Raw genomic sequence first — 25,671 nt, forward strand, 5'->3', positions numbered from 1 at the left:
GCCTGTCATTCGTTGTCCACTTCTGAAATCGCATTCTACCTGAAGCGGCTTTCTGACTGGGGATCGATTTGTCGGTACAGCTGGACAAAGCCATGCTTTACAATGTGGCGCTTGATCCATTGCTTATGAATTAGGTTTTCTTGATGACATCAATATTTCAGCGTTTAGCGCAAGAGTTGGCCTGCCGTGAGCCACAAGTTTTGGCGGCGGTCACTTTATTGGATGATGGCGCGACCGTGCCTTTTATTTCGCGCTATCGCAAAGAGCTGACTGGCGGCTTGGACGACACCCAGTTGCGCCGTTTGGAAGAACGCCTGCGCTACTTGCGCGAGCTGGAAGATCGTCGGGCGAGCGTCATCAATACCATTCGCGAGCAAGGCCAGCTCACTGTAGATTTAGAGCGGGTATTGCTCGCCGCTGATAATAAACAAACGCTTGAAGACCTATACCTGCCTTTTAAACAAAAGCGTCGTACCAAGGCGCAAATCGCCCGCGAAGCGGGTTTAGCGCCGCTAGGCGAGGCATTGCGACTCAATCCATTGCTGGCGCCCGAAACGGCGGCGCTGGATTTTTTGAGTGCTGAGCATGGCGTGAATGACGTGAAAGCGGCGCTGGACGGTGCGCGCGCGATTTTATTGGAAACATGGAGCGAAAACGCCACATTATTAGGCGCTTTGCGTGAGCTGGTGCAGCAAGAAGGGCAACTCAAAACCAGCGTGATCGCTGGGCAAGAAAGCGCTGGTGCAAAATTTAGCGATTATTTTGATTTTTCTGAGCGATTGATGGCGATGCCGTCGCATCGACTATTGGCGATTTTGCGCGCGCGCAACGAAGGTATTTTGGCGATTCATTTATTGCTGCCTGAAGAAATCGCTGCCGGTGGCCGCATGGGCGAGGCCAATCGTTGCGAGCAGTTGATTGCACGCCATGCCGGCATCGCCGCGCAAAATCGTGCGGCGGATAAATGGTTGAATGACACAGTGCGTTTAGCATGGCGAGCGAAAATCGCTTTGTCCTTAGAAAACGAATTACTGAGTACCGCTCGTGAGCGCGCCGATTTGGAAGCGATTCGGGTGTTTGCTTTGAACTTAAAAGACTTGCTGCTGGCTGCGCCCGCTGGCCCACGTGCCACCTTGGGTTTGGATCCTGGCTTACGCACTGGGGTGAAGGTGGCGGTGGTGGACGCCACCGGTAAATTTGTCGCACACGAAACAATCTATCCGCATGAGCCACGCCGGGATTGGGCGGGCTCGCTCGCCGTGTTGGAGCGCTTGTGTATTACACATCAAATTGAATTGATTGCCATTGGTAACGGCACGGCCAGCCGTGAAACCGATAAATTGGCCACTGAGTTGATTGCTCGATTAGATGGGCGAAAGCCGGCGAAAATCGTCGTTTCAGAAGCGCGGGCGCGTCGGTGTATTCGGCGTCGGAATTGGCGGCGAAAGAGTTTCCGGATTTGGATGTGTCGATTCGCGGCGCGGTGTCCATCGCACGGCGCTTGCAAGACCCATTGGCTGAGTTAGTTAAAATCGACCCTAAAGCGATTGGTGTTGGCCAGTATCAGCATGATGTCAATCAGCATGAGTTGGCGCGGATGCTCGACGCGGTCGTTGAAGATTGTGTGAACGCCGTTGGCGTGGATGTGAATATCGCCTCAGCCGCGCTGTTGGCAAGGGTATCTGGCTTGAGCGCAACCATTGCCAACAACATCGTCGCATACCGTGATAGTCATGGCGTATTTGCCAATCGCAAGGCCTTGCTCAAAGTGCCGCGTTTGGGTGACAAAGCGTTTGAATTGTCCGCTGGGTTTTTGCGGATTATGCAAGGCGACCATCCATTGGATGCCTCTGCCGTTCACCCGGAGGCGTATCCATTGGTTGAGAAAATTTTGGCGCGGGTGAATAAAAACATTCGCCAGCTGATTGGCGATCGCAGCGTATTGCAGCAGTTAGATCCTGCTGGTTTGGTCGATGCCCAATTTGGTTTGCCAACGGTGAAAGACGTATTGGCCGAGCTAGAAAAACCCGGGCGTGACCCGCGGCCTGAGTTTTTAAAACCGCGACGTTTGCCGACGGGGTTGAGCGCATCCAAGATTTAAAAGTCGATATGGTGCTCGAAGGTGTCGTCAGTAATGTGACTAATTTTGGGGCTTTTGTGGATATTGGCGTGCATCAAGATGGTTTGGTGCATATCTCGTGCTTGGCCGGACGCTTTGTGAAGGACCCACGCGAGGTGGTGAAGGCCGGTGACGTGGTGAAAGTGAAAGTCACAGAAGTCGATGTGCCGCGTAAACGGATTGCGCTGACCATGCGCTTAAATGATGCACCGCGCGAATCAGCAGCTACGCAAAGTGCGCCAGCGATGACTGCGCAACAAAGAAAAGTCGCTCAAGCGCCTAAGCCGCAATTGGGGGCGATGGCCGATCAATTGGCGGCGTTAAAACTCAAGCATTCTCGCTAAAACGGTTCACCGCTACACTGCAATCTGGCCGTCGCGTAAGCGATAGCCCGGTTGTTGCATCGATTGGCTGGATTACTTCGATTCGGCGTTGGCTCTGTCGTTTACTGCGTAGCAGCGGTTTAGTAATTGTTTTTGGTGTAGGCCGCACAAGACCGCGACCAAGCCTAGGCTGGTCTTGTCATTGGTCGGAGTAGTGCTCACAGGTGCGGGTGTTGCTGCGTAGGCGTGGGTAAGCATAAGCGTGTATGAATGAGGAAGACTTAACTTCTTATCGACGCTTTTACCCACGGCTTGAGTCTGAATTGCGTAGAGGCTTGAAATATCGGTTTATTTTTGGGGTTTGATTCAGATGGCTTGCGTGCGGCGTTTTTATTGCCAACGCGGCGCGTAGCCTAAGCCCACCCATTCAGGGTAATCGGTAATGATGCCTTCTATGGCCAATTTGCGACACCACTCATGCTCAATCTCATTGGCTGCGCCATAGACAAAGTGAGCAAATCCCAATTGCTTAGCTTCCTCAATAAAACTCGGGTCTAGGATTTCAAAATCCCAAATCAACGTTTTGATTTTGGACGAAGCGTATTTAATTTCTAGTAGGGTATTAAGTGATAAAGGACGGTTAGCAAAGAGTAGGCCAAGATACGTGCTAAGGGTATTTGCGGCTTCTTGAATTAGTGGGTGGTAAAATGAAGAAACCAAGATGGGGGTTTTATCTTGGACTTTACTCAAAGTGCTCAAAATCGACGGTAAACCTGCCGGTGTTTTCAGTTCAATATTCCAAAATTCATCGGGAAAAGCGTCCAATGCTTCGCTTAAGCTGGGGACGATAAAGCCTGCTTGATGCGATAATTCTTTACGGGTCAGTGCGGCGACAGCTTGGCCGCGTGGACTGAGCCGGTCGTGATACAAAATAGCCTCACCATCCAAAGACCAGCGCACATCGGTTTCGATGCCGGTAAAGCCCAATGCCAGTGCGCTAGCAAAAGCGGCGAGGGTGTTTTCTGGGTGCTGCCAAGTGCAACCACGATGTGCGAGTAAATGCATGATGCGATCTTAATGTGGGTGGAATGAATTTAAATGATAGGACGAAAATGACACGAAAATTGCGCTACCCCAGCCTTAAACAGGCGCTACTGTGCTGTTCATTATTGGTATTGACCGCGCCTGTTTGGGCGGAACGACCACGGATAGGCTTGGTGCTGGGTGGCGGCGGTGCGCGAGGCTTTGCCCATGTGGGTGTGATTAAGGTATTAGAGCAAAACCGCATTCCTATCGATTGTGTGATTGGCACCAGTATTGGCTCATTGGTTGGCGCGGCATATGCAGCAGGACGCAATCCCAATGAAATGCAAACGCGCATTGTGCGCGCCAATTGGGATGATTTAATTAGCTCAACCTTGCCGCGTCAGCTCAATACCTTTCGCCGTAAACAAGACGATTTGTATTCATTGATCAATGTTGAATTTGGCTTAAGTGATGGCGGCGATATCAAGCTACCCAGTGCGGCGATTAGTACGCAAAAAATTGAATTTTTTCTACGCGATCTGACTTTTGCTGGCACGGTCAAAGATTTTGATCAATTGGCCATTCCTTACCGTGCGATTGCTACCGATATGGAAAACGGCAGCATGGTGGTGCAAGACAGAGGCGATTTGGTTACGGCAATGCGCGCCAGTATGGCGGTACCGGGGATTTTTCCGGCGGTGAACACCGAAAACCGCATGTTGGTCGATGGCGGCTTGGTGCGTAATTTGCCCGTCGACGTGGCGCGTGACACGTGCGCGGATGTGGTGATTGCGGTCGATGTGGGCTCGCCACCGTTAAAGCGCGATCAAATTAAAGACGTGTTTAGCGTGGCTGACCAATATACCCGGTTGATGATGATTCAAAACGTTGCGCCACAATTAAAAAGCTTAAGCGATAAAGACGTGTTAATTACGCCGGAGTTTGGCGATATTTCGGCCAGTGATTTTAAAAAAGGCGTTGAACTTATTGACACCGGTGAAGTAGCGGCCAATCGGGTGTTAACGCAATTGCAGCGGTATTCGGTCAGCCCCAAAGAGTATGCCGCATGGCAGGCGCAAAGAGCTGAATTGCGTTTGCAGCCCAAACCGGTGCAAAGAATTGATGTGGCGCCGACCAATGTCGTCAATCCCGAAGTGCTAAAAAACGCCTTGAATATTGATATCAATCAGCCATTGGCATCCAATGAGTTTCATGATCATTTAATGCAGGTGTATGCCAAGGGCGATCATAGCCAATTAGATTATGAATTACGCCAAATCGGTGACGGTGAAGCGGTATCTATTTTGCCAATTGAGAAAAGTTGGGGCCCCAATTACCTTAAATTTGGTTTAAGTTTTGCTACTGATTTTAGCGGTTCACAGCCGTGGAATATTAGCGCGCAATATCGCCGAACATGGCTTAATGATTTGGGCGCAGAATGGAAAACCACCGCACAAATTGGTAGTTCGAGCATGATTAATACCGAATTTTATCAACCCTTGCTACTCAATGAAGCGATGTTTTTAGCGACGTATTATCGGTATTTTACTGGGCCACTGTCGATTTGGCAGGGTGACCAGCAATTTGCCGAATATGAATACGATAAATCATCGGTGGGTTTGGATTTTGGTTCGGTATTATCAACGCACACTGAATTAAGAATTGGCCCAGTATTTAATGAATATAGTGGCAAACGCTCTGTGGGGTCATTTGTATTTCCTGAGTCATCCAATTATGACTATGGTCTTCGATTTAATGCTTATTATGATAATTTAGATCATTATTTCTTCCCTAAAAATGGCAGTTATTTTAATGCCTATGGGTATTACGCTTTGGGGGCAGGCAAGCAGCAAGCCGATTATGCGCGCTATGGTTTTGTTTATCGCAAAGCAATGCCGATTGATAATGATGCCATTCATTTCACCCTTAAAGCGCAAAATACGTATGGCGAGCAACCGCCGTTTGCCGATGTGAAATGGCTGGGTGGGTTTTTGAATTTATCCAGTTATAACTATCAAGAATTGGTGGGTGAGCGCTTTGTCTACGGCTCATTGCAATATCTACACGCGACTTCATTTTTGTCGGGTAGCTATATCGGTAGTGCTTTAGAAGTGGGCGGGGTGTTTGATACGCTTGATCAGCGCGTTGACGATGTGCTGCATTATTCGGCTTCGGTGTATTTGGCTTACGATAGCTTTTTAGGTCCGCTGTATTTTGGCGCGGCGTATGGCGATAATCGTCAGGCGCGGTTTTATATGATGCTCGGTAAGCAATTTTAATCGTTGGTCATACCCCTGATGGCTTGAAAAACGGCAGTTAAACCGCATCTTTGATGGGCCATCGGCCGTTTGCCCTTGGTCTTATCTTGAGATCTAAAATGACATTGTTTGATCGATTGCTCGGCCGCACGGCCGCAGCGCCTAGCCAAGGAAATTCTGTTGTGAGTGAAGCAAATCTTGAAATTTTACGCCAAACGCTGGCCACGCTAATCGATCCGGATACCGGCAAAGATTATATCGCTGGCAAATGCGTTAAAAACTTGCAATGGCAGGCAGGTGTCGTCAGCTTGGACTTGGTGTTGGGTTATCCGGCGCAAAGTCAGTTTGCGACTCGGCAAGCACAAGTGAGCGCCGCATTATTGCAATTGGCCGGCGTTGACGCGGTGAATGTGAATGTCAGTAGTGTGATTACCGCGCATGCGGTGGCACGTGGTTTGCCGTTGCAGCAAGGCATTAAAAACATTATCGCGGTCGCTTCCGGTAAGGGCGGCGTGGGTAAATCGACCACAGCGGTGAATTTGGCCTTGGCGCTGGCGGCCGAGGGGGCGCGAGTGGGGGTGTTGGACGCCGATATTTATGGCCCAAGCCTGCCAACGATGATGGGCGTAGCTGATCAACATCCAGAAACCATTGACAATAAATACATTCAGCCGATTTTGCATTACGGCGTGCAAACCATGTCGATTGGCTTTTTGATTGATCCTGAGCAGCCCATGGTGTGGCGCGGCCCCATGGTAACGCAAGCGTTAACGCAGCTACTTAATGATACCCAGTGGGATGCATTGGATTATTTGGTTATCGATTTGCCGCCAGGCACCGGCGACATTCAACTCACGCTGTCGCAAAAAGTGCCGGTAACCGGTGCGGTGATTGTGACTACGCCACAAGACATTGCTTTGCTCGATGCGCGCAAAGGCTTAAAAATGTTTGAGAAAGTCGGCGTGCCAATTTTGGGGGTGGTGGAAAATATGAGCATGCATATTTGCAGTCAGTGCGGCCATATGGAAGCGATTTTTGGCGAAGGCGGCGGCCAAAAAATGGGTACAGAGTATGGTATTGATTTATTGGGTCAATTGCCGTTAGATTTGTCGATTCGTTTGAATGCCGATGCCGGTCGTCCTAGCGTGGTGGCCGATCCTGAGGGCGAAGTGGCCGGTTTGTATAAGGCGATTGCGCGTAAAGTGGCGGTCAAAATCGCGGCTAAGTCGCAGGATTTTTCGAATAAGTTTCCGAAAATTGTGATTCAAAATACCTAAATCATTGCTAAATGATTCGTACACAAACCCAGGCTAGTTCTGGGTTTTTTTTATGCGCTTAGCGTAGTGCTCTTGATTTGTAAAGCAGACGTTTTACGCCTAGGCGAATCCTGACAAATATGCCAATGTAGCGCGGACAATCAAAATGGAGCGGGCAATGGCAAGAAGTGAATGGGGTTCAAAAATAGGTTTTATTCTTGCTGCATCCGGTTCGGCGGTCGGTTTGGGGGCGATTTGGAAGTTTCCTTATGTAGCCGGGCAAAAATGGTGGTGGTGCATTTTTATTGGTGTATTTGGCGATTACGTTTTCGATCGGCGTGGCGATGCTATTGGCGGAAATGGTGATTGGCCGAGCTGCAGGGTTGTCGGCAGTCGGCGCGTTTCGGACTTTGGCCGGGCCTGCTTGGGCTTGGGGTTGGTCGGATGGGCTTGCTGTGTATTTTTTACGATTTTTTTTCTTTTTTATAGCGTGATTGGCGGCTGGACCTTGATGTATATCGGTGAAGCCCTTTCTGGTGCTGCGCTAGCGAAAGATACAGCTTATTTAGGTCAGCACTTTACGTCCTTGATTGCCGATCCCGTCAATTCAGTCGCGTATTTAATCGCCTTTGTCGGCATTACCGCAGCGATTGTGGTCGGTGGCGTGCAAAAAGGCATTGAATCGGTCAGCAAGGTGTTGATGCCTTTGTTGTTTGTGTTGATGCTGGTGCTGATTGCTCGAGCGCTGACTTTACCCGGCGCAATGGAAGGGGTGATGTGGTTTGTTACGCCCGATTGGAGCAAGGTCAATGACAGTATGTTTATTGATGCTTTGGGTTTGGCGTGTTTTTCTTTGTCAGTAGGCTGCGGAACGATGATTGCCTACGGCTCTTATCTGGGGCGCGATATTCAGCTTGGTGGGGCAGCAGTCTGGGTGGCGGCGTTGGCGGTAGTGGCGTGCTTATTAGCCGGTTTGATGGTGTTGCCAGCGGTGTTTGCTTTCGGCATGGATCCTGCTGCTGGCCCTGGGTTGACGTTTATTACCATGCCAGCGGTGTTTGCCAGCATGCCCGGCGGGCAGTTTTTTGCCGTGGCTTTTTTCTGCTTATTGCTGGTTGCCGCACTGACTTCGTCGATTTCAATGCTCGAGCCGATTGTGAGCTTTTTGATTGATGAATTTCATTGGTCACGCAAAACTGCAGTCATTGTCAGTCTGTGTGCGGTGATTTTGGCGGCGATTCCGGCGGCTTTGTCATTCGGGATTTGGTCTGATGCCAAATTATTTAATCGCACCACGTTTGAATTGATGGATTATCTGGCATCCAATTTATTGTTGCCTTTGGGCGGTATGGCCAGTGCAATCTGTGTCGGTTGGGTTATTTGGCAGCGCAGCAGTGCCGAAATTACGCAGCAGGGCGCACGAGCATCTTGGTTGCCTGTGTTTCGTTTGACCAGCGCGGTGGTGGCGCCGGCTTTGATTGCTTGGGTGTTTGTAAAAGGCTTGTAAACCATTTGCGCTGTTGATGCTTAAGTTCAGATTTCGCCCCGACAATATGTTGGGGCGTTTTGTTATGTGCTTGTTTAAGTTTTAAGGGTAGCGGTTTTTTTGGGGGGCTTGATCGACCTAAAACCAACATAAAATCAGACTGGGTAAGTGGTCGTGTTCCGCCAGGAAGAACTGCACCTACTCTGTGGCAGTAAAGTAAAATCACTTACCGTCGTTCTCATTATTTGTCATAATCAATATTGCGCTTGAGACCTCTACGGCGCGTTTGGTGGTTTTCGTTCCGCTACTTATGCATTTATTTTCTTTTACTCAGAGATCTTATGAAGAACTGCCTTTTACTAGGGTTAACGCTTTCTATATTAAGCGCTCACTCAGTAGCATCTGATTATCAATTTTTTCCTATTTTAAAATCCACGATTGAGAAAGAAAAATAAGTGGTTTTATTGACTGCCTGCAGGACGCTTACGACAACAGTTCATCCAATGTATTGCTCCCCTCGGTGCCTCTTTATTTTTCAGAGCGAGAGAATGGAAATATTGTCCGACTCAGCACCCGTCAGATGGGTTCAGGCTATTTACTGGTCAGAACGGAAGTCAATAAGACTACAGGCGCTGTTGTGATGCAGGAGTCAGAGGTTGCAGTATTTGTATCAACGTCGTCAGACAAAGATTTTTTTAAGAGTTGTGCATCGGCTGCACAGGCCAACATAGAAAGCTTTGAAATGCCGAAACCCAAAGACGACCCAAGTAAACGACGCAATGGTGGCGGCTGATTTATAAAACATTTGATCGACGTTGATTTGAAATAAAGGTCTTTGCGCTATATTTGTCACAAGCTAAGCCACTCAACAATAAAAAACCAGCCGTAAGCGGTAATGCCGTTCACTTAAGCCAAGTGAGCGGCATTTTTTTCTCGATTTCATTGCTGGTGTCGCTTTTGACGCAAAATTACAGAGAAAATCAATCGAAAAACCCTGAATTTCCTCCGCGCCTCTGCGTCTCTGCGTCAGGTTTTCAGGGTTTGTCGTTAAGTGATCTGTATTTCGCCGTAAGCGGGTTTATCTGTTTTATTTTATCTACAATATCAAGTCGGCGGGGTTATCGCTGGCCTGCAGCTCGACAGCCATTGCCTTTAAGCGCTCGGTAAAGGTTTGATGGATTCGATCTTTTGCCTCAAGCATTGGATGGCTGAGGTAAAATGCGCCCATTCTGTTGTTTGAAGCTATCGTGCGCCTGACTCATATTAAATTATCTGGTTTTAAGTCCTTCGTTGATCCAACGGCAATCCCTGTTCCGGGGCAGTTGGTGGCGGTGTGTGGCCCCAATGGTTGCGGCAAATCCAATGTGATTGATGCTGTGCGCTGGGTGCTGGGCGAATCATCGGCCAAGCAATTGCGCGGCGAATCGATGCAAGACGTGATTTTTAATGGCTCGACCACGCGTAAGGCGGTTAGTCGAGCGGCGGTGGAGTTGGTGTTTGATAATAGTGCCGGGCTGCTCACGGGGGCTTGGCAAGCGTATGCCGAAATCAGCATTAAACGGGTGCTGACTCGGCAAGGTGATTCTTCGTATTTTATTAATCAGCAAGCCGTGCGCCGCCGCGATATTACCGAGCTCTTTATGGGGACTGGTGTCGGCAAGTCCGGTTACGCCATTATTGAGCAAGGGATGATTAACCGCATTATCGAGGCCAAGCCCGATGAATTGCGGCAATATCTGGAAGAAGCCGCGGGCGTCTCTAAATACAAAGAGCGTCGCCGCGAGACTGAAAGCCGCATCGCCGATACGCGGGATAATTTGGCGCGGGTGGCCGATATTCAACTTGAGCTGCAACGGCAAATCGACACCTTGAGCCGCCAAGCTGGCGTTGCCCAGCAATATCAAACCCTGAGCCAACACATCACGCAAGCCGAGCAACTACAGGCTTTGGCAAAGAAAACTCGATGCAGCGGTGGCTGCTGACACCGCGCATATGGCTTTGCTGCAGGCGCAAACGCAATTAGATGCCGCAGTGGCGCAGGTGACTGCGGCTGAAACGCAACTTGAATACTTGCGTGAAAGTCATTTTATCGCCAGTGATGTGTTGCAAGCGGCGCAAGCGGATTTATATGCCGCCAATGCCGAAGTGGCGCGAATCGAGCAAACCTTGCTGCATTTAAAGCAAAGTCGTGAGCGGCTGGCGCAGCAAATTGCGCAGTGTGAACAGGACGAGCAGGCGCAGCAGCAATCGCTTAGCGATATTCAATTGGCTTTAGAGCAATGCCATGATCAGCAAGACGATTTGCAGTTGGCTGTCGAGGCCGCCAATATGGCCTTGGCCGAGGCCAGTTTAAGCTTGCCAGATCAAGAGCAAGAACGACATTACGCCGAGCAGGCGTGGCAAACGCTCAAAGAGCAACTAGCGGCTCAGCACAGTGCTCAGCAGCTGCAGTTGCAAGAGCGGCAATTTGTCCAGCGCCAGATCGGCCAATTGCACAGCCAACAGCAGCAGCTGCAAGCAGAATTAAACCAGTTGGCTCCGGTGGCGCTGACTGAGGATTTGCCAGAACAAATCGACGATTATCGCTATGAGTTGGCCGAATTAGAATTAACGCTCGCCGCGCACGCCGAATCGCGCTTGGCATTGGATGTCGAGTTGGGCGCAGCAGCACAGCACGGCGCAGCAGTTGCAAGACGATGTCACGCAACTGGCCGCACGCGAGCAGGCTTTGCGTGAGGTGTTAACCGTCGCCACTAGCGCGGCGTTGTCACCGTGGTTGGCGCAAAGTCAGTTGCAAGACGCGCCGCAGTTGAGTGAGTTATTGCGGGTAGCGGCCGGTTGGGAGCTGGCCGTTGAGGCGGTGTTGGGGCAAAAAATGCAAGGGCGGCTCGGTTGCGTTGATTCGGCGCCGCCCAGTGCCTTATTTGTATTAAGCCCAGCGCCAGTTATGGGCCCAGTTCATCCGCAGAGTCTGTGGCAACATGTGGCTCAGAGTGACGCGCGCCTGCATGCGGGCTTGCAAGCGCTGCTGGGCACGGTGCTGTGCGTTGAGCATACGGCGCAGCTTTGGACGCAGCAATCAGACATTCCAGAAGGGTATAGCTGGGTATCGGTTGATGGGCATATCGCCACCCGATATACCCTTGATTTTTTTGCCGGACAATCGGCAGATGCCGGGCGATTGGCGCGGCAAGCCGAGTTGCGCAAAGTGTCTGCAGCGCTTGAAGTGGCGCAATTGGCACAACAAAACCATGCGCCGCTATTGGCGCAAACGCAGCTCGAACACGCTGCCTTATTGCAAGCCCAGCAACAAAGCCAAGCGCAATACGCGCAGCGCGCGCAAACCCTGCCAGCACTAGAAAATGAGTGGCGTCGCCAGCAAGAACAACAGGCGCAGCGGCAATCACGCCTTGAGGCCGTGCAGCAAACCTTGGCGCAAGTTAGTCAGGCAATTTAACTGAAGAAAATGCCCATTCGGTTGCTTTAGATACTGAGCTTGAGCGGCTTGCCACGTCTTTATTGCAATTGCAAACGCAAGAGCAGCAAGCGAGAGCGAGTAAGGAAGGATTTCAAGCGTCACAAAGCCAGCATAGTTTGCAGCTGCGTGAGCTGGAGCGCTCGGCGCAAAGTGCGCAATTTGCGGTAGTGAATCAGGCGCAGCAAATCCGTGGTTTGCAACAACGCCAAAATGATCTTAATCAGCTGCGTGAGCAGCAAAGTCAGCGTAAACAGGCGCTCGAGCAAGAAGCGCAAACCATCCAAATCGATGAAATTGACGCGCAGTTTCAAGTCTTGCTGGCGCGGCGCGTTGCGCAAGAACAGGTCTTAACGCAAGCCAAAGAAGCACTCAATCAATGCGCGACGACCTTGCGTGAACAAGAATTAAACAAGCAAAACGCCGAAAAAGCCGCCGCCACGCAGCGGGATGCCTTGGGGCAAATGCGCTTAACGGAGCAAGAAACTCGGTTAAATCTGGCGCGCTACGCCGATGAAATGCAGGCTTTGGCGGTTGACGAGGCGGCGCTGCAACCTTTATTGGGGCGTAGTGTCAAAGCCTATGCGGCTGAAATTAGTCGCTTGAATGGCCAGTTAAGCCAGTTGGGGCCGGTGAATTTGGCGGCGATGCAAGAATTGGCGGCCAATGAAGAGCGGCAAAGTTATTTGGCCGAGCAGTCGCGCGACTTGGAGCAAGCGATGGCCACGCTGAGTGCGGCGATTACCCGTATTGATAAAGAAACCCGTAGTTTATTGCAGTCGACCTACGATAGTGTGAATGCCAATTTGCAAGAGTTATTCCCTGCGCTATTTGGTGGCGGTCATGCTGAGTTGACGTTGACTGGGGATGAAATATTAGATTCGGGCATGAGTTTGATGGCGCAACCTCCGGGTAAGAAAAATGCAACCATTCACTTGTTGTCAGGTGGTGAAAAAGCACTGACAGCATTAAGTCTGGTATTCTCTCTATTCAAGCTCAATCCAGCGCCTTTTTGCCTATTGGATGAGGTCGATGCACCGCTGGATGATGCCAATACGCTGCGTTTTTGCGAATTAGTGAAAAAAATGGCACAGCACACGCAATTTTTGTACATTAGCCACAATAAATTAACCATGGAAATGGCGCAGCAATTGGTCGGCGTGACGATGCAAGAGCAAGGGGTGTCGCGGATTGTGGCGGTAGATATTGAAGCTGCGCTAAAAATGCGTGAGCCTGAATTTAATTAAGAGACGGCTTAATTCATCGCTTGGCAGTGGGTGCTAAATCGTGATGGCGCACCGCTGATTTGCGGCGTTGATTTGAGCTAGATCGGTAATTTGCCTTGGTGCAAAATATAATTAACGCGTAAATTAATTACGCCTAAGTAGAGACCTAAATAAAACAATGACTGAGTTGCAGATTTATTCCTTAGTCGGTGCCGGTGGGATTGTCGCCGCAGTGTATGGATTTAATTGGGTGGCAAGAATACCGCTTTCGCCAGCAAGCGAATAAGGCGTTTGCGCGCAATCAGCCCGATGTATTGCTCAATACGCCCAAAAATATGGTGCGTAAAGGCGATGGGCAGCGACTTGAGCCGATTTTAGAGCCAACGTTGGCTGCTGAGTCCGCGCCACTTTATGATGAAAATCGCTTGGATCAGGCCGAATACGATGTGCCCGATTTAAGTGAAGCGCAATTGAGCGCTGCGCAGTCAAGTAATACGAGCAAATCGACGTTAAGCGACGATATGCCCGATGATATTCCGGAAATGCCGCCTGCCTATCGCTCGATGTATACGCCGCCAGCGCCGGTGGAACCTATCGCGCCAGCTTATACCGAGCCAACTTTTTCGCCGCCACCTCCGGTTGCCCCCGCTGCGCCCGCCGTACCGACGCTGCAGCAAGAAGTGGTCGATGAAGTGGTATTGGCCGGCAGTTTGCTCGATCCAGCGTTAGATTTTATTGCCGAAGTGCATGCGCCGGATGCGATCTCTGCGTCTGAAGTGCCGCCGTTCCCAGCCAATAAGCGAATTCAGGTTTTGGGTTTAAACCAAAACAAGCAATGGGAAATGCTCAATAGCACCACGCGGGGTCGCTTTAAAGAATTGCGCATCGGCTTACAAATGGCCGATCGACAAGGTGCGTTAACCCAAGAATCACTGAATGCGTTTTGTATGGGCGTGCAGCAGTTTGCCGATGCACTGGATGCTTCGGTGACCTTTCCGCAGCGCGCCGCCAAACTCAATTTGGCCGTAGAGCTCGACGAATTTTGTGCTTCGGTCGATGTGTTGATTGGTTTGAATATTCCTGCTGGCAGTCGGCCATTGCCGATGGAAAAAGTGCGTATTTTGGCGGAGCAAGCCGGATTGGTACGCAATCATGCCGATGGCACGTTCCAATATCGCAGTGATTCGGGTAAAACCTTGTTTGTATTGGCCAATCAAGATCAAACGCCGTTGATGTCGACTTCGCAAGGTTTAACTTTGCTGTTTGACGTGCCGCGCGTAGCGGGTGGTTTGGCGGTATTTGATTATCTGGCCGATTTTGCACAAAACTTGGCGACGGCTTTGCATTGTGATTTGGTCGATGACAATCAAAAACCATTGAATGCAGCCAGTTTAGCCAATATCCGTAAGCAACTCAGTGGCCTGTATGCCAGCATGGATGATCGCGGCATTGCCCCTGGCTCGATGGCGGCACTGCGCTTGTTTGCTTAGGCTGGGCGCTTTCGCGGTGACGCTGCGTTGTAGCAAGCGCACATAACATGACTATGCATCGCTTACTGCGCCTTGATTCGCTGCGAAAATCGCTCCAGCGCGGCGGCAAACCAGGCGTCAACAGACCCTAGATGGTTAAGATGGGCCACGCTGTTGGCCTTGCCGATTTATTCGGTATAGAGTGAATAACGCCGCTTCGGCTGAAGCGGCGTTTGCTATTGAAGTCCCTAATTTGGAAATTGAATCATGCTTGAAACTGCACAGCGCGCCCAGCAATTGCGCGAACAACTCAACCGGTATGCGTATGAATACTATGTGCTCGATCAGCCAACGGTGCCGGATGCTGAGTACGACCGTTTGTTTCAGGCTTTGCAAGCGCTAGAAATCGCGCATCCCGAATTAAAAACCGCTGATTCGCCAACGCAGCGCGTAGGTGGCGCGGTGTTGCCGCAGTTTTTGCCAGTGACGCACGTGATCCCGATGCTGTCGATTCGCACCGAAACCGATGTCACGGCGCAAGGCGCGTTGGCGTTTGACGCCAGTGTGCGTAAAGAATTGGATTTAGGGGCGAGTGCTCCCGAAATTGAATATGCCGCCGAATTAAAGTTTGATGGTTTGGCAATTAGTTTGCGCTATGAAGACGGCGTTTTGGTGCAAGCGGCAACCCGTGGTGACGGCGCAACGGGTGAGGACGTAACGCAAAATATTCGCACGATTCAGCAAATCCCATTGCGCCTGCGCGCCAGCCAAGGTGCAGAGGCTGCGCCGCACTGGCCCAAAGTGCTCGAAGTGCGCGGTGAGGTGTATATGCGCCGCGATGATTTTGAAAAACTCAATGCGCGCCAGCGCGAGTTGGGCGAAAAAACCTTTGTCAATCCACGCAATACCGCCGCCGGTGCCGTGCGTCAGTTAGACCCCAAAATTGCCGCCGAGCGTCCATTATCGTTTTATGGGTATGGACTGGGCGCGATTGAAGGCTGGGATCTGCAGCCCAATACCCATAGTGGGGTACTGGATGCTTTGGCTGAATTTGGTTTTCCGGTGTGCGATATTCGTGAAGTGGTGCAAGGCGGTCAGGGCTTGGTGGCGTTCCATCAGCGCGTCGCGCAACTGCGCGATACGCTGCCGTTTGATATCGACGGTGTGGTTTACAAAGTGAACTCATTAGAACTGCAGCGCCAATTGGGCTTTCGCACCCGCGAGCCGCGTTGGGCGGTGGCGCATAAATATCCGGCGCAAGAAGCACTCACCGTCGTCGAGGCGATTGATGTGCAGGTGGGTCGTACTGGCGCTTTAACGCCGGTGGCGCGCTTGGCGCCGGTGTTTGTTGGTGGCGTCACGGTTACCAATGCCACGCTGCATAATCAAGATGAAATAGATCGTAAAGACGTTCGCCTTGGCGATACCGTTGTCGTGCGCCGCGCTGGGGATGTAATTCCTGAGGTGGTGTCGGTGGTGATCGAGCGCCGACCGATGGTTGAGGTATCGGGCGCAGATCTTTTTGATACGCAGCTTGCAGCACAATACCCGGCTTATCGCCTGCCCGAGCAATGCCCCGTTTGTGGTTCGCACGCGGTGCGCGAAGCTGGTGAGGCGGTCACGCGCTGCACTGGCGGGCTGATTTGTGCGGCACAGCGCAAAGAAGCGGTGCGGCATTTTGCTTCGCGCCGCATGATGGATATCGACGGACTTGGCGAGCGGTATATCGATAATTTGGTGGATTTGGGTTATGTCACCAGCTTGGCCGATTTGTATCGCTTAACGCTGGACGACTTTTTGGCGATGAAGCGCCGCGCTGATGAGCGTGATGGCGTCACGCCGGAGAGTGTTAAAGCGGGGCAAGTCACCAGTAAATGGGCCGAAAACTTATTGGCGGGTATAGCAGCCAGTAAGCGCCCGCCGTTGGCGCGGTTTATTTTTGCGCTCGGCATTCGCCATGTGGGCGAGTCCACCGCCAAAACGCTGGCCGATTGGTTGGGCAGTCTAGCGCGAATTCGCCACGCCCCCGCGCCTTTGCTGCGTGTATTGCCCGATATTGGCAGTACCGTCGCTGCCGCTTTGGCCGAATTTTTGGCCGAGCCGCATAACCAGCAAGTGATTGATGACTTTTTGGTTTTGGGCGTAGCGCCGCAGGGCGAACATGTGCCGCATCCGGCTTTGCGTGAAAAACTCACGCCGGCGGCAATGTTGGCGGCATTGGAAATTCCTAAATTAACCGCAGCGCGTTGTAATGCGTTGGCTCAATCGTTCACCAACTTGGCCGATTTGCACGGGTTTAGCCTTGGTCGATTGCAAGACGCGGGCTTGCCGCTGGATGTAGCCCAATCTTTATTGGCTTGGCTGGCAACGCCTGCGGCGCAAGTGTTGGCGCAGCTCGATACCCTGCGCACCGAATTATTGGCTGCACTGCCTGAGGCGGGTGCCGTGGCGCAAGGCGTGTTAATGGGCAAAACGGTCGTGCTCACCGGCACATTGCCGACTTTAAGTCGCGACCAAGCCAAGGCGATGGTCGAAGCGGCTGGTGGTAAGGTCTCGGGCAGTGTGTCGAAAAAAACCGACTTTGTCGTAGCGGGCGAGGCGGCAGGGAGTAAATTGCAAAAGGCCGAAGAATTAGGTGTGACGGTGTTGAGCGAGGAAGATCTGATTCAGTTATTGGCCTAGGGTATAGCAGGGTATCTGTTGGTGGCTGTTTTTTGTTAAAGGCTGCAATGATATACCTATGGATGTTTGGTAATCTTCAGATTACGTGTTGATAGTGACTAAAGCTTCGCGGCATTCCCTCTCCCTTGATGGGAGAGGGCTAGGGTGAGGGTGATGCTACGAGCGGGCTTGCCCGCGAAGGTTTTTTTATTTAGCGCGCAGGGCGAGTTCGCTGCTTCAAATACCACGCTTTTTGTTGGTTTCTAAAGCAAAAACATGATCAGTAGCCGACTTATCATTGCTCTCACGACAATCAGCAAACGCATGTACATTTTGTTTAAAAAAATAAACAAATTATAAGTCGGCTTAAGTGTTGACTTTGCTGTTTAAATGATTAAACATAACGCCATGCGTAAGTCTGATGCTCTGCAATTATTTGGTTCGCAAACCCGTCTCGCCGAAGCCTTGGGCTTGGGGCGTTCTGCGGTTTCGCAGTGGCCGGATCAACTCAATCAAAAACAATCCGATCAAGTGATGGGCGCTGCTTTGCGCCTAGGCTTGATCGCGCCACCTGTTCAACAAGGAAGTTCCATGCAAAAAATCCGCAAAGCCGTATTCCCCTGTCGCCGGCATGGGTACGCGTTTCTTGCCAGCTACTAAGGCTAGCCCCAAAGAAATGATGTCAATCGTCGATAAGCCGTTGATTCAATACGCGGTTGAAGAGGCATTGGCTGCGGGTATTACCGAAATGATTTTTATCACCGGTCGGCATAAACGCAGTATTGAAGACCACTTTGATAAAGCCGGTGAACTAGAGGCGGATTTAGAAGCCAAGCAAAAAACCAAATTGCTCGAAATCTTGCGCGGATTATTCCTAAATCGGTAACGTGTATTTATATTCGCCAGCCCGAAGCCTTGGGCTTGGGGCACGCGGTATTGTGCGCGAAGCCCGTAGTGGGTGATGAACCATTTGCGGTGATTTTGGCCGACGATTTAATCGACGGCAATGGCGTCTCAGAAATGAAGCGCATGGTCGACGTGTTTGACGACACGCATTGCTCGGTGCTTGGGGTGGAAAAAGTGGCAATGGAAGAAACCGGTAGCTACGGCATTGTTGAAGTGTCTGAACACGCTGGCCGTTTGCGCATTGGCAATATCGTTGAAAAAACCAAAACCGGAAGAAGCCCCCTCAAATTTGGCCGTGGTTGGCCGATATATCCTTACCCCGAGGATTTTCCATCACTTGCAACACGTGCAGCCGGGTAAAGGCGGCGAGATCCAACTTACTGACGGTATTTTTGCCTTAATGCAAGAGCAACACATCCTCGCGCATAAACTCGAAGGCACCCGCTACGACTGCGGCAGCAAAATCGGTTTTTTGAAAGCCACGGTTGAATTGGGGATGAAGCATCACGAAGTTGGTGCGGAATTTACGGCGTATTTGAATGGGATGAATTTTAATAATAATTAAATATGGAATTCATTGATTGTTCGCTATGCCGCGTTGATTAATGAATGATGTATGCCGAGGCCTTGGCTAAAAAAGACACTCTTGGAGTGTCTTTTTTATTGCGCTGCAACGGATTGTATTCAGATCTTGCTGGTATGCAGAGCCATGCTGTAAATTGATTTTTTTAATAACCATAAGTACAGTCGACGGTGGATTTATGAGAAAAGTGCTTAATGTAGGTGGAAATTCTAAAGACATTCCTATTCCTGCCGAGTATGACGGCTGGACTCATGTATTACTTGATATTGATCCCAAGGGTAATCCCGATGTGGTTTGTGATGCGCGCGAACTATTGACCTTACCTGCAGCAACATATGATTCTATTTATTGTTCGCATAATTTAGAACACTATTATCGCCATGATGTATTGAAAGTATTAGCTGGTTTTGCGCATGTACTTAAACCGGATGGTTTTGCTGTGATTCGTGTGCCAGATATGGGTGCCGTTATGCAAACGGTTGTTGAACAAGGGCTAGATATTGATGATTTTTTATATCAGTCTCCCGCCGGCCCGATTTTGGTGCGTGATGTTATTTATGGCTACGGCGTTGAGATTGAGTCGAGTGGACATGATTTTTATGCGCATAAAACGGGGTTTACTCAAAAATCATTGGTTTCTGTTTTGGAGTCTGCAGGCTTTAGCGTGGTATATACCGGTTTAGAGGTTTTAGAAGTCAAAGCGATTGCATTTTTTAAACAACCAAAAGATTGGGCGATTGAATTGCTCGGCTTGCCAACATAAGCTATTTTTCGGATGTTTTTTTTAGTTTGAGGTTTGGATTGTCAAAAAATAAAAAGCGACTTTCAAAAGTTGCGGCTGTTTTAACTGAACGGGCCGTTCCAAATAATATAATTCAACGCTTAGCAAGTATAGTGGCTCTAGCTAATTATTATCAGCTAGAGTTAGAAATTAGAAAACAATTGCTGCATTATCCTAGTTCCGCTATTTTATTCAAAATGCTTGCCTTGTCGTTGAACTTGCAGGGTAAAGATGCGCTGGACCCCGCATTGCGGGCTGCAGAATTGGCGCCAAATGATCCTCAGGTATTTAATAATTTAGGTAATGCATATATTCGGCTGGGGCTGTATCCTGAAGCAATTGCTGCTTTTTTTCTAATGCGCTGCGCATTGAGCCGAATGATCCAGAGGTTAACTTTAACCTAGGAAATGCTTATTTTTCACATAATGAGTTTAATTGCGCAATAGATTGTTACTCAAATGCGATTAAATACCATTCTCAATATCTTGATGCATATAATAATCAGGCAAGTGCATTTCGCGCAATAGGGGATATGGACTCTGCAATTGCATCGTATCAAGCTGCGCTTATGATTTCCCCAGATTATGCTTTGGCAAATAGTAATATTGGTATTTTGTATAATGAATTAAAAATGTATCAAACAGCGAAAAGCTACCTTCTGCATGCTTTAGTGCTTGAACCGGATGATGTTGATGCAAGATATAATTTAGGCATTTCATATGCAGGTTTGGGTGAGTATGCTGAGGCTGAAAATACTTATCAATGTGTTCTTAAACTGAATGCTAAGCATGTTTATGCTGCAAATAATTTGGCTTATTTATATAGAGACTTAGGGCGAGCAATTGACGCAGAGCGTTTTTTTTTTACTGGCGCTTGAGTGTCAGCCTGATTATTTTGAAGCCCATAATGGGCTGGGCATTATTTATAGAGAAATGGGGCGCTTGGAGCAAGCTCGTGCAGTATTTACTGCTGCGCTTGAGAATCACCCAGAGTCGGCAGATTTATATGCTAATTTAGCTAATGTTTTTAAAGATATGGGTTTGATCCATTTGGCAGTAACCCATCTGATGCAGGCTTTGCTGATTCGCCCGCAAGACTATGATTTACGTAGTAGTTTAATTATGACTTTGGGTTACCATTATCATGGTATTGATCCAATGGTTTATGTTTCGGAAGCAAAATTTTTCGCTGAATTGGCGCAAAATGTAAATCAATATACGTCGTATTCGGCTGATGTTAATAAAGAAAGAAAAACTAACGATTGGTTTTGTTTCTGGTGACTTCAGAGTTCATCCAGTCGGTTATTTTGTTGAAAGTATTATTCGTGAGTTTGCAGTTATTGCTGAAAATGAATTTGAATTAGTCGTATATTCAAACCATTTGCAGCAGGATCAGATTACTGAGTCAATTCGGCGTGCGGTGAAACATTTTAATCAAGTGACTGCATTGTCTGATTGTCAGTTGGCAACAAAAATTCATGATGATCAAGTCGATATTCTGATTGATTTATCAGGTCATACTGCTTTTAATCGACTGCCAATGTTTGCTTATCAAGCGGCGCCTATTCAAATAAGTTGGCTGGGCTGTATGCTAACAACCGGGTTGTCGACCATGAATTATTATTTGACGGACCGTTGGATGGTGCCTGCCGAATTTGAGCATGAATATACTGAAAAAATTGTTCGTCTGCCGGATAGTTTTTTGTGTTTTACTCCGCCGAAAGAAGATATTCCCTGTTCTTTCTTGCCATTGAGCAAAAATGGTTATGTGACTTTTGGGTGTTTTAATAATTTAACCAAGATTAATCAGAATGTAATTGCGCTTTGGGCGAAGATTTTACTTGCGCTGCCTGCTAGTCGTTTAATGCTCAAGTCTAGACACATTGGGGGAACAGCAAGTTTGTACAGATCTCATTGCTCAATTTGAACAATTGGGAGTAACTGCTGATCGCTTAATTTTGCGCTCTGCCTCTAATCGAATTGATTATTTAAAAACTTATCAAGAAATTGATATCGCTTTGGATCCTTTTCCTTTAGTGGGTGGAACAACAACGGTTGAGTCTTTATGGATGGGGGTGCCGGTACTGACTTTGAGTGGCGCAACAGTCATGTCGCATCAAGGAGAGAGTATTTTGCGCACCGCAGGGCTGGATGATTGGGTTGCTTTTACGCAGAACGAATACTTCTCTCGCGCCGTGGCTTTCGCATCAGATCTGGATGGTCTGGTTATGTTACGGGCTCATTTGCGGCAAAAAATAGTGGACTCTCCTTTGTGTGATGCTCCGCGGTTTGCTCAAAATTTACAGCAAGTTTTACGTTCTCTTTGGCAGGTGTGGTGCAGTAAATAAAATTTACAAGATATCGAAAAGTAAACGACTTCGGTCTGCATAGTGGGGCGGGCTTGTCCGCAAATAGGGTGAGTGCTTGAAAGGATGGTATTGAAATAATTTAAGGTTTGATTGTTGGTCTTGATTGGCGGTGATCATTAAATTGATGTGAAAAAAAATAAATTTTTTCTAAAGATAATATCGCTTACGTCGATAAGTGAAATGTAGGCGGCGCATTGATGCGAACCGCTGAAGCCAAACCACCTTCAAGGAGTAAGCATCATGCCACAAGTAATTAATACAAACGTCCCCTCGCTGAATGCGCAACGCAATTTAAATATGTCGCAATCATCGTTGGCTACGTCGCTCACGCGTTTGTCGTCTGGTATGCGTATTAATAGCGCTAAAGATGATGCTGCCGGTTTAGCGATTTCTGAACGGATGACCAGCCAAATTAAAGGCTTAAACCAAGCCACACGTAATGCCAATGACGGTATCTCTATGGTGCAAACGTCGGAGGGCGCTCTGCAAGAAGTTGGCAATATGCTGCAACGGATGCGTGAGCTATCTGTTCAGTCTGCCAATGCAACCAATAGCGCCTCAGATCGCCAAGCACTTAATTCTGAGGTGAATCAACTTAAGCAAGAAATCGATCGTATTGCGAATAACACCAATTTTAACGGCCAAAAATTACTCGATGGTTCGCAGCAAAATGTTTCGTACCAAGTTGGGGCCGATGCCAATCAAACGATTGGGGTCTCAATTGGTGATGCGCGCGCTAAAAACTTAGGTTCTAATGTAGTGGTTGCAAATAACACCAATAACGGGATGGCGCGCTCAACATTTAATAATAACTTTGCCACAGAAGGAACTACTGTAGGCAAAGCAGTAACACGTTCTACTGATATCGCCACAGCAAAAGCACTTGCTGGTGCTGGTAATATTGTAGCTCAGGATTTAACTGTTAGAAATTCAACGGGTGCGGCAGTACAAACGCTCAAAGTGCTGGCTGGTGAAGATGCGAGTACTGTTGCGGAACGCTTGAATCGGGTTGACGGGGTCACCGCATCGGGCTGGGCTGAAGCAAAATTATCCAACTATGTTACCGCTGGTGCATCCACTGACACTGTCACATTTACTGTGTCATCAGGCAGCCAAGAGGCCACTTTGGCACTGTCGGGGGTTTCTGCCAATAGCAGCCAAGAGCAAATTTTTAATGCATTGGCATCGGCGATTAATAGTAATTCAAGCCTACAGGGCGCGGGTCTGGTTGCTGGTAAAGATGATACTGGTAACTTGATTCTTAGAAATACCACCGGTGCATCTATTGGACTTACTGCAAGTACCTCAAATGGTGTCGGTGCATCGGTAGATGTGACAGGCAGTGCTTTGTCTAGTAATGGTGCACAAACACTCACGATGGGGACTACAGCGACGGACTCAACCGTTGTTGGTGGGCAGTTGAGTGTTTCTATGGCTAATGGCTATACCATTGAGTCTAGTGTGACGGCTGCGACCGGCTTATTTAATTCTGCGGCGGGCGTGGCGGTTGCGGCAAAACAGACCAATGTGGCGATTGATAATGTGATCAGCGGCAATACATCAGAAAATCTGGTGAAAACTCGCGGCACCACAACGGGGAAGGCGGTAACGGGCGCAACCAATACTCAGCTTGCTGAAACTTTAACCATTAAAGATGCCACAGGTACAACAGTAGGTAGTCCGGTGTCAATTGCTGTCGGCGCCTCAGCTAAAACAACCGTTGCGCAGCTAAATGCAATTGCTGGTGTTAAGGCTACGGGTTACAACACAGCAACCGTGAATGCAACTGCATTCACTGCTAATGCAATGACAGTGAATGGGCAGGCATTAACTTTGTCAGGCGGTACTACGCTCAATAATGCAGGGCAAGCCAATAAAGCGATTGTGGATGCAGTGAATGGTAATACCACCTTAAAAGACTTGGGCTTTACTGCTTCACTGGATTCTAGCGGATTTGCGGTGATTAAAAACAACACTGGTGAAGATATTAAAACTACAAGGTTCTGCTAATTTGACTATGGATGTGATTGGTCACGATGCAGATTCAACTCGTTTTGGTGTTACTGGTACTGCAGGTATCGTTGGCGGTGGCTTTACTGTTGAAATGGCGAAGGGGCTGACTGTAGAAAGTTCGTTGGCTGCGGCGACAGGGTCTTTTGCTGGCGTGGCCAATAGTGCGGTTGCAGTTGAATCGACGGGGTTAAATGTCGGCAATACCGCAGCCAGTCAAACGATCACGATTAATGGTAAAGAAGGTAGCGCTAAAATTGAGGTGAAGCGTGAAACTTCGGCTGATGTGATGGCGCAATTGGTGAACTCTAAAACCAGCCAAACAGGCGTTACTGCTGAAGCGTTAACTCAAGCACGGTTATCCAATGTGAGTACTGCTGGCACGGTTTCATTCAAGCTAGTGGGTACGAATAATTCGCCAATTACGATCTCGGCCAGTGTGACTGGGTCGGGTGAAACCGCAGACCTATCGGCATTGGCCAATGCAATTAATGAGCGTGCCGATCAAACCGGGATTACTGCAAAACTAGATACGGGTAATTCATCACTGGTGCTAGAACAAAAAACGGGTGCAGATATTAAATTGATCGATTTCACACACTCGGCTGGTAAGCCACCAAGTGCAGAAAACATCAATTCAGTAGAAGCAACCATGAAAATTTCTGGCTTGACGCAAGAAGTTGATCAATTGACTGGTGCCGTGAAAACAGTCAGTACTGCCGCGCAACGACTTTGTCTAGTGGCGGTAAAGTGGATAAAAACGCGGACTCAACTGTCGTTGGTGGCACTTTGTCCTTCCGTGGTTCAGCCACTTATGATGTAACATCGAGCGAGTCTGGATCAGCTGCGGCGCTTAAAGGCTCAAATAGCTCATTATTCAAAACAGCGGCAAATGATTCAAATGTTTCAAGTATGTCGAGCGTGAACGGTATTGATATTAGTACCGTTGAGGGGTCTGCAGACGCGTTGAAGGTGATTGATGCGGCGTTATCGCGGATCAATAAAGTGCGTAGTGATTTGGGTGCGGTGCAAAATCGTTTTGAATCAACCATTTCGAATTTGCAAACCGGCGCAGAGAATCTGTCTGCCGCACGTAGCCGGATTCGTGATGCTGACTTTGCTGCGGAAACCGCGAACTTGACCAAAAATCAAATCTTGCAACAAGCAGGTACTGCAATGTTGGCGCAAGCTAACTCATTGCCAAACGGTGTGCTCAGCTTGTTGCGTGGCTAAGCAGGTTGGGGTAGTGTAATGTAATCTGCAGAAGCCCCGAGAATGATGTTCGGGGCTTCTGTGCTGAAACGTTAAGGAGTTTTCGTCATGCAAATCTCTAATCTCAACCAGGTCTCGTCGGCACCTTCGCCGACAAATCGGCCGAGTTCATCCACTGCAGCGGAAGTTCAAAATACGCCTGCGGTGACGTTAAGTCAGCCTTTAAGTGATGTGCAGACTGTACAAGCAGTTAAGGCTGCAGAGCCTGACTCTGAAGCTAAATCTTTAGAAGATTCAGTAAAAAAGATGAATGATGCAATTCAGTCAATGCAACGCGATGTTGGGCTAGAGTTTTCAATTGACGACTCGACCAATATTAAAATGGTAAAGGTCATGGATATCGATTCTAAAGAAGTGATACGGATGATCCCAGGCCCAGTGGTGATTGACATTGCAAAAGCTATTGATAAGTTTCAAGGCTTATTGATTCGTGATAAAGCCTGACCTTTGAG

At 48.9% G+C, this 25,671-nt stretch carries 22 protein-coding genes and 3 pseudogenes; 24 read left to right on the plus strand and 1 reads right to left on the minus strand.

The window, feature by feature from the left end; genetic code table 11:
- Positions 1-143: 143 nt before the first annotated feature.
- Positions 144-2,463 (plus strand): annotated as a pseudogene (locus GKO28_RS15905) (Tex family protein).
- Between the two features lie 369 nt (positions 2,464-2,832).
- On the opposite strand, the gene GKO28_RS15910 reads toward GKO28_RS15905, so the two are convergent.
- Complete coding sequence (locus tag GKO28_RS15910; protein ID WP_182077022.1) at positions 2,833-3,507, minus strand: glycerophosphodiester phosphodiesterase; 675 nt, start codon at positions 3,505-3,507, stop codon at positions 2,833-2,835.
- Between the two features lie 47 nt (positions 3,508-3,554).
- Between GKO28_RS15910 and GKO28_RS15915 the strand changes: the two genes are divergently transcribed.
- From GKO28_RS15915 to GKO28_RS16020, 23 genes and pseudogenes are all read left to right on the plus strand, one after another.
- Positions 3,555-5,747 carry a patatin-like phospholipase family protein gene (locus tag GKO28_RS15915; protein WP_182077023.1) on the plus strand — a complete coding sequence of 731 codons (2,193 nt, stop codon included), beginning with the start codon at positions 3,555-3,557 and terminating at the stop codon, positions 5,745-5,747.
- Positions 5,748-5,845: 98 nt separating this feature from the next.
- Entirely contained in the window at positions 5,846-7,003 is a 1,158-nt protein-coding gene (gene apbC, locus GKO28_RS15920) for an iron-sulfur cluster carrier protein ApbC (RefSeq protein WP_182077024.1), read from the plus strand.
- Positions 7,004-7,160: 157 nt separating this feature from the next.
- Positions 7,161-7,250, plus strand: a pseudogene (locus GKO28_RS21825) (hypothetical protein); the annotation flags it as partial.
- 70 nt (positions 7,251-7,320) lie between these two features.
- On the plus strand, positions 7,321-7,476 hold the full coding sequence (locus tag GKO28_RS21830; protein ID WP_307839117.1) for a hypothetical protein: 156 nt from the start codon (positions 7,321-7,323) through the stop codon (positions 7,474-7,476).
- Complete coding sequence (locus GKO28_RS15925) at positions 7,419-8,489, plus strand: sodium-dependent transporter (RefSeq protein ID WP_247646819.1); 1,071 nt, start codon at positions 7,419-7,421, stop codon at positions 8,487-8,489. Before GKO28_RS21830 ends, GKO28_RS15925 begins: the two co-directional genes overlap by 58 nt.
- 559 nt (positions 8,490-9,048) lie before the next feature.
- Positions 9,049-9,261 (plus strand): hypothetical protein, encoded by a 213-nt coding sequence (locus GKO28_RS15930; protein ID WP_182077025.1) that lies wholly within the window; start codon positions 9,049-9,051, stop codon positions 9,259-9,261.
- 454 nt (positions 9,262-9,715) lie between these two features.
- The gene (locus GKO28_RS15935; RefSeq protein WP_182077507.1) at positions 9,716-10,450 is read left to right on the plus strand and encodes an AAA family ATPase; all 735 of its coding nucleotides are present in this window, start codon (positions 9,716-9,718) and stop codon (positions 10,448-10,450) included.
- Positions 10,440-11,204: a hypothetical protein gene (locus GKO28_RS23000; RefSeq protein WP_182077026.1), complete on the plus strand. Its 765-nt coding sequence runs from the start codon at positions 10,440-10,442 to the stop codon at positions 11,202-11,204. The genes GKO28_RS15935 and GKO28_RS23000 overlap by 11 nt, the downstream gene beginning before the upstream one ends.
- A complete protein-coding gene (locus GKO28_RS15945; protein WP_182077027.1) occupies positions 11,116-11,925 on the plus strand; it encodes a hypothetical protein in 810 nt (269 codons plus the stop codon). Before GKO28_RS23000 ends, GKO28_RS15945 begins: the two co-directional genes overlap by 89 nt.
- Positions 11,926-11,987: 62 nt before the next feature.
- Positions 11,988-13,190 carry a hypothetical protein gene (locus GKO28_RS15950; protein WP_182077028.1) on the plus strand — a complete coding sequence of 401 codons (1,203 nt, stop codon included), beginning with the start codon at positions 11,988-11,990 and terminating at the stop codon, positions 13,188-13,190.
- 215 nt (positions 13,191-13,405) lie between these two features.
- On the plus strand, positions 13,406-14,659 hold the full coding sequence (locus GKO28_RS15955; RefSeq protein WP_182077029.1) for a cell division protein ZipA C-terminal FtsZ-binding domain-containing protein: 1,254 nt from the start codon (positions 13,406-13,408) through the stop codon (positions 14,657-14,659).
- A gap of 246 nt (positions 14,660-14,905) precedes the next feature.
- Positions 14,906-17,320, plus strand: coding sequence for an NAD-dependent DNA ligase LigA (gene ligA / locus GKO28_RS15960; RefSeq protein ID WP_182077030.1), 2,415 nt, complete (start codon positions 14,906-14,908; stop codon positions 17,318-17,320).
- Between the two features lie 387 nt (positions 17,321-17,707).
- Positions 17,708-18,770: pseudogene (gene galU, locus GKO28_RS21835) on the plus strand (UTP--glucose-1-phosphate uridylyltransferase GalU).
- A gap of 196 nt (positions 18,771-18,966) precedes the next feature.
- Positions 18,967-19,551 (plus strand): methyltransferase domain-containing protein, encoded by a 585-nt coding sequence (locus GKO28_RS15975; protein WP_182077509.1) that lies wholly within the window; start codon positions 18,967-18,969, stop codon positions 19,549-19,551.
- A 38-nt stretch (positions 19,552-19,589) separates the two neighbouring features.
- On the plus strand, positions 19,590-19,973 hold the full coding sequence (locus tag GKO28_RS15980) for a tetratricopeptide repeat protein (RefSeq protein WP_182077031.1): 384 nt from the start codon (positions 19,590-19,592) through the stop codon (positions 19,971-19,973).
- 38 nt (positions 19,974-20,011) lie between these two features.
- Positions 20,012-20,446 (plus strand): tetratricopeptide repeat protein, encoded by a 435-nt coding sequence (locus GKO28_RS15985; RefSeq protein ID WP_307839118.1) that lies wholly within the window; start codon positions 20,012-20,014, stop codon positions 20,444-20,446.
- Positions 20,412-20,849 (plus strand): tetratricopeptide repeat protein, encoded by a 438-nt coding sequence (locus GKO28_RS15990; protein ID WP_182077032.1) that lies wholly within the window; start codon positions 20,412-20,414, stop codon positions 20,847-20,849. Before GKO28_RS15985 ends, GKO28_RS15990 begins: the two co-directional genes overlap by 35 nt.
- Entirely contained in the window at positions 20,803-21,495 is a 693-nt protein-coding gene (locus tag GKO28_RS15995; protein ID WP_182077033.1) for a hypothetical protein, read from the plus strand. The genes GKO28_RS15990 and GKO28_RS15995 overlap by 47 nt, the downstream gene beginning before the upstream one ends.
- Positions 21,452-21,916 carry a hypothetical protein gene (locus GKO28_RS16000; RefSeq protein WP_182077034.1) on the plus strand — a complete coding sequence of 155 codons (465 nt, stop codon included), beginning with the start codon at positions 21,452-21,454 and terminating at the stop codon, positions 21,914-21,916. The genes GKO28_RS15995 and GKO28_RS16000 overlap by 44 nt, the downstream gene beginning before the upstream one ends.
- 261 nt (positions 21,917-22,177) lie before the next feature.
- Complete coding sequence (locus GKO28_RS21840; protein WP_182077035.1) at positions 22,178-23,947, plus strand: flagellin; 1,770 nt, start codon at positions 22,178-22,180, stop codon at positions 23,945-23,947.
- Positions 23,916-24,770, plus strand: a complete 855-nt coding sequence (locus GKO28_RS16010; protein ID WP_182077036.1) for a flagellin hook IN motif-containing protein — start codon at positions 23,916-23,918, stop codon at positions 24,768-24,770. The genes GKO28_RS21840 and GKO28_RS16010 overlap by 32 nt, the downstream gene beginning before the upstream one ends.
- An 89-nt stretch (positions 24,771-24,859) precedes the next feature.
- A complete protein-coding gene (locus tag GKO28_RS16015; protein ID WP_182077037.1) occupies positions 24,860-25,180 on the plus strand; it encodes a flagellin in 321 nt (106 codons plus the stop codon).
- 87 nt (positions 25,181-25,267) lie between these two features.
- Complete coding sequence (locus GKO28_RS16020; RefSeq protein WP_182077038.1) at positions 25,268-25,663, plus strand: flagellar protein FlaG; 396 nt, start codon at positions 25,268-25,270, stop codon at positions 25,661-25,663.
- Positions 25,664-25,671 lie beyond the last annotated feature (8 nt).

Source organism: Deefgea sp. CFH1-16 (assembly GCF_016881365.1).
Taxonomy (GTDB): domain Bacteria; phylum Pseudomonadota; class Gammaproteobacteria; order Burkholderiales; family Chitinibacteraceae; genus Deefgea.

Bases quoted from the DNA above. Each gene is read 5' to 3' on its own strand.
- GKO28_RS15995 (WP_182077033.1), top strand. From the start codon at position 20,803: ATGTTAATAAAGAAAGAAAAACTAACGATTGGTTTTGTTTCTGGTGAC.
- GKO28_RS15915 (WP_182077023.1), top strand. From the start codon at position 3,555: ATGACACGAAAATTGCGCTACCCCAGCCTTAAACAGGCGCTACTGTGC.
- apbC (WP_182077024.1), top strand. From the start codon at position 5,846: ATGACATTGTTTGATCGATTGCTCGGCCGCACGGCCGCAGCGCCTAGC.
- GKO28_RS16020 (WP_182077038.1), top strand. From the start codon at position 25,268: ATGCAAATCTCTAATCTCAACCAGGTCTCGTCGGCACCTTCGCCGACA.
- GKO28_RS15955 (WP_182077029.1), top strand. From the start codon at position 13,406: ATGGATTTAATTGGGTGGCAAGAATACCGCTTTCGCCAGCAAGCGAAT.
- GKO28_RS15975 (WP_182077509.1), top strand. From the start codon at position 18,967: ATGAGAAAAGTGCTTAATGTAGGTGGAAATTCTAAAGACATTCCTATT.
- GKO28_RS21840 (WP_182077035.1), top strand. From the start codon at position 22,178: ATGCCACAAGTAATTAATACAAACGTCCCCTCGCTGAATGCGCAACGC.
- GKO28_RS15945 (WP_182077027.1), top strand. From the start codon at position 11,116: ATGTCGAGTTGGGCGCAGCAGCACAGCACGGCGCAGCAGTTGCAAGAC.
- ligA (WP_182077030.1), top strand. From the start codon at position 14,906: ATGCTTGAAACTGCACAGCGCGCCCAGCAATTGCGCGAACAACTCAAC.
- GKO28_RS15910 (WP_182077022.1), bottom strand. From the start codon at position 3,507: ATGCATTTACTCGCACATCGTGGTTGCACTTGGCAGCACCCAGAAAAC.
- GKO28_RS15930 (WP_182077025.1), top strand. From the start codon at position 9,049: ATGGGTTCAGGCTATTTACTGGTCAGAACGGAAGTCAATAAGACTACA.
- GKO28_RS16015 (WP_182077037.1), top strand. From the start codon at position 24,860: ATGTCGAGCGTGAACGGTATTGATATTAGTACCGTTGAGGGGTCTGCA.